The sequence below is a fragment of the Roseitalea sp. genome, assembly GCF_984466335.1.
In genome coordinates this window covers 19902-22209 of sequence record NZ_CFIFWG010000031.1, presented here as the reverse complement: position 1 = coordinate 22209, position 2308 = coordinate 19902, and the positions used below count along the sequence as shown (strand labels likewise).

General features: G+C 69.6%; 3 protein-coding genes. 2 read left to right on the top strand and 1 reads right to left on the bottom strand.

The window, feature by feature from the left end:
- On the bottom strand, positions 1–752 hold a 752-nt coding region (locus AC5E6L_RS04765; protein ID WP_491771620.1), incomplete at its 3' end, for a deoxyribodipyrimidine photo-lyase.
- A 178-nt stretch (positions 753–930) separates the two neighbouring features.
- On the opposite strand from AC5E6L_RS04765, the gene AC5E6L_RS04760 reads away from it, so the two are divergent.
- Both AC5E6L_RS04760 and AC5E6L_RS04755 read left to right on the top strand, forming a co-directional pair.
- A complete protein-coding gene (locus AC5E6L_RS04760) occupies positions 931–1866 on the top strand; it encodes an L-lactate dehydrogenase (protein ID WP_491771618.1) in 936 nt (311 codons plus the stop codon).
- A 115-nt stretch (positions 1867–1981) separates the two neighbouring features.
- On the top strand, positions 1982–2308 hold a 327-nt coding region (locus AC5E6L_RS04755), incomplete at its 3' end, for a hypothetical protein (protein ID WP_491771616.1).

The window sequence follows — 2308 nt, the reverse complement described above, 5'->3', positions numbered from 1 at the left end:
ATGCGCGGATTGAACGACATGAGCGCCGCGTTTTCGCCATAGCCCGCAAGCGCGCCGGCGCAAAATGACGCCAGCCGTGCCTGCGCGCCCGCTTCGCCCGGCGTCCATGTGCGCGCCAGCCCGCCCGACCAGTCGGGCCGCGCCGGCAGCAGGGCCCAGTCGTCCAGGGCATCGCTTGCGAGCGCGCCGTCATAGGCGTTCACGGCGTCCGGCGCCGCCATCGGCGCGCGCGGCGCCCCGCCGGCGACCAAGGCGCGCCAGAAGGGCGAATAGACCCGGTAACAGCCTCCCGAGCCGGTTCTGAGCCGGGTCGGCTCGTGCATCAGCGCGCCGGCGAAGCTGTGAACGGTCAGGCCCCGGTCGCGCAGCGTCGCCATGGTCTCGGCGTCAAGCGCTGCCGCTTCCGGCTCGTAGCGGCGGTTCCACACGATTGTCCGCGCGCCCGATCGCGCGATCACATCATCGAGCACGGCGCGCGGGTCGCCGCTGCGCAGCACGAGGTTCAGTCCCAGCCCCTTCAGGCCGCCCCCCAGCGCTGTCAGCGAATGGTGGAGCCACCAGCGCCGCGCGCCGCCTGGCGGGCGGCCGGACGCGCCGGTATCGTCGCGCACGAACAGGGCGATCACCGGCCGCCCCGACCGGACCGCGGCCGAAAGCGCGCCATTGTCGCGCACCCGCAGGTCCGCACGGAACCATACGATCACCGGCGCGTCGGGCAGGTCGGTCGGGCGCGTGACGGTTTTGTCGGGCATTCAGCGGGTCGGAAATGGCGGGCGGGGTGAGGGCTTTGCCGGGCGGATCATAGGCTTTGCTACGCGCCTGGAACGGGGTTGGATCAGCGCCCCGTCCGACAAATCGAAAAGGTCGTTCTTGCGCCCGGCCGGTCACGCTGTAGGGTGCGCGCCAGAGCGGTGGCATGGGGATGCGGCGATGAAGATCGGCATTGTCGGGACGGGCATGGTGGGCAGCGCGGCCGCGTTCGCGATGGCGCTGCGGGGCTCGGCCTCCGAGATCGTTCTGGTCGACCGCGACCGCGATCTGGCCCTAGCGCACGCGCAGGACATTTCGCACGCCGTTCCCTTCGCGTCTCCGATAACGGTGCGCGCCGGCGACTATGCCGATCTGGCCGGCGCCCGCCTCGTCGTTCTCGCAGCCGGCGTCAACCAGCGGCCCGGCGAGACGCGGCTCGCGCTTCTCGGCCGCAATGCGGCGGTCTTTCGGCAAGTGGTCGATTCGCTGATGCCGGTCGTGCCCGACGCGCTGTTCGTGGTCGCCTCCAACCCGGTCGACCTGATGACCTATGCGGTCCATCGCTTTTCCGGCCTGCCCGCCCACCGGGTGATCGGCTCGGGCACGATCCTGGACACGGCGCGGTTCCGGGTGCTGCTGGGCGAATATCTGGGCATCGCGCCCAGCTCGGTCCATGCCTATGTGCTCGGCGAGCATGGCGACAGCGAGGTCGCCGTCTGGTCGAGCGCGATGGCCGGCAATGTCCCCGTCGAGGCTTTCGCCGCCCAGACGGGCAAGGCCCTGACGGCCGGGACGCGCGAGACGATCACCGAGGCCGTCCGGAACGCGGCCTATGCGATCATTTCCGGCAAGGGGTCGACCTATTACGGCATCGGCGCCGGCCTTGCCCGCATCGCCGAGGCGGTCAGGGGCGACGAACGCGCCGTATTGAGCGTTTCGACGATGACCGGCCATGTCGAGGGCGTCGCGCATGTGCCGTTGTCCTTGCCCCGAATCGTCGGCGCCGAGGGCGTGACGGCCGAACTCAGGCCCGATCTCGACGAGGCCGAGCGCGCCGCGCTGCGCAAGAGCGCCGAAACGATCGCCGGTCTCAAGGGCGCCATCGAAGCGGCCTAGGGCCTTTTTAGGAATTTGCAACGCCGGGGCGACAACCGGCTTCGTTTCGGCAATTGCGGTTGAGCAAACATTTGGGATGCTGTCGGCATGGTCAGCGGATGATATGATGCAACGCATGAAACGCGCGATCAGAGCGATGGTACGCCCATTTGGCGGCAGGGGCGCCGCCGATACGGTGTTGCCGGACAGTCACATCGCCCAGCTTGAGGCCAGGCTGGCCGTGCTTGCGGACGAGGTCGAGGCCCTGCGTGAGGTTTCCGCCCGCGAGCAACGCAATCTCGGCATGGTCGCGGCGGGCCTTGAGGCCGTTCGCGCGTCGATCGACGATTTCGATCTCGCCGGGCCTCGCTTCGAGGCGATCGAGCGTGCGCTCAGGGACCTGGCCCGCATGGTCGATGACCTGGTCGCGGCCAGCGATCTGGCCGGACTGGGATCGACCCCC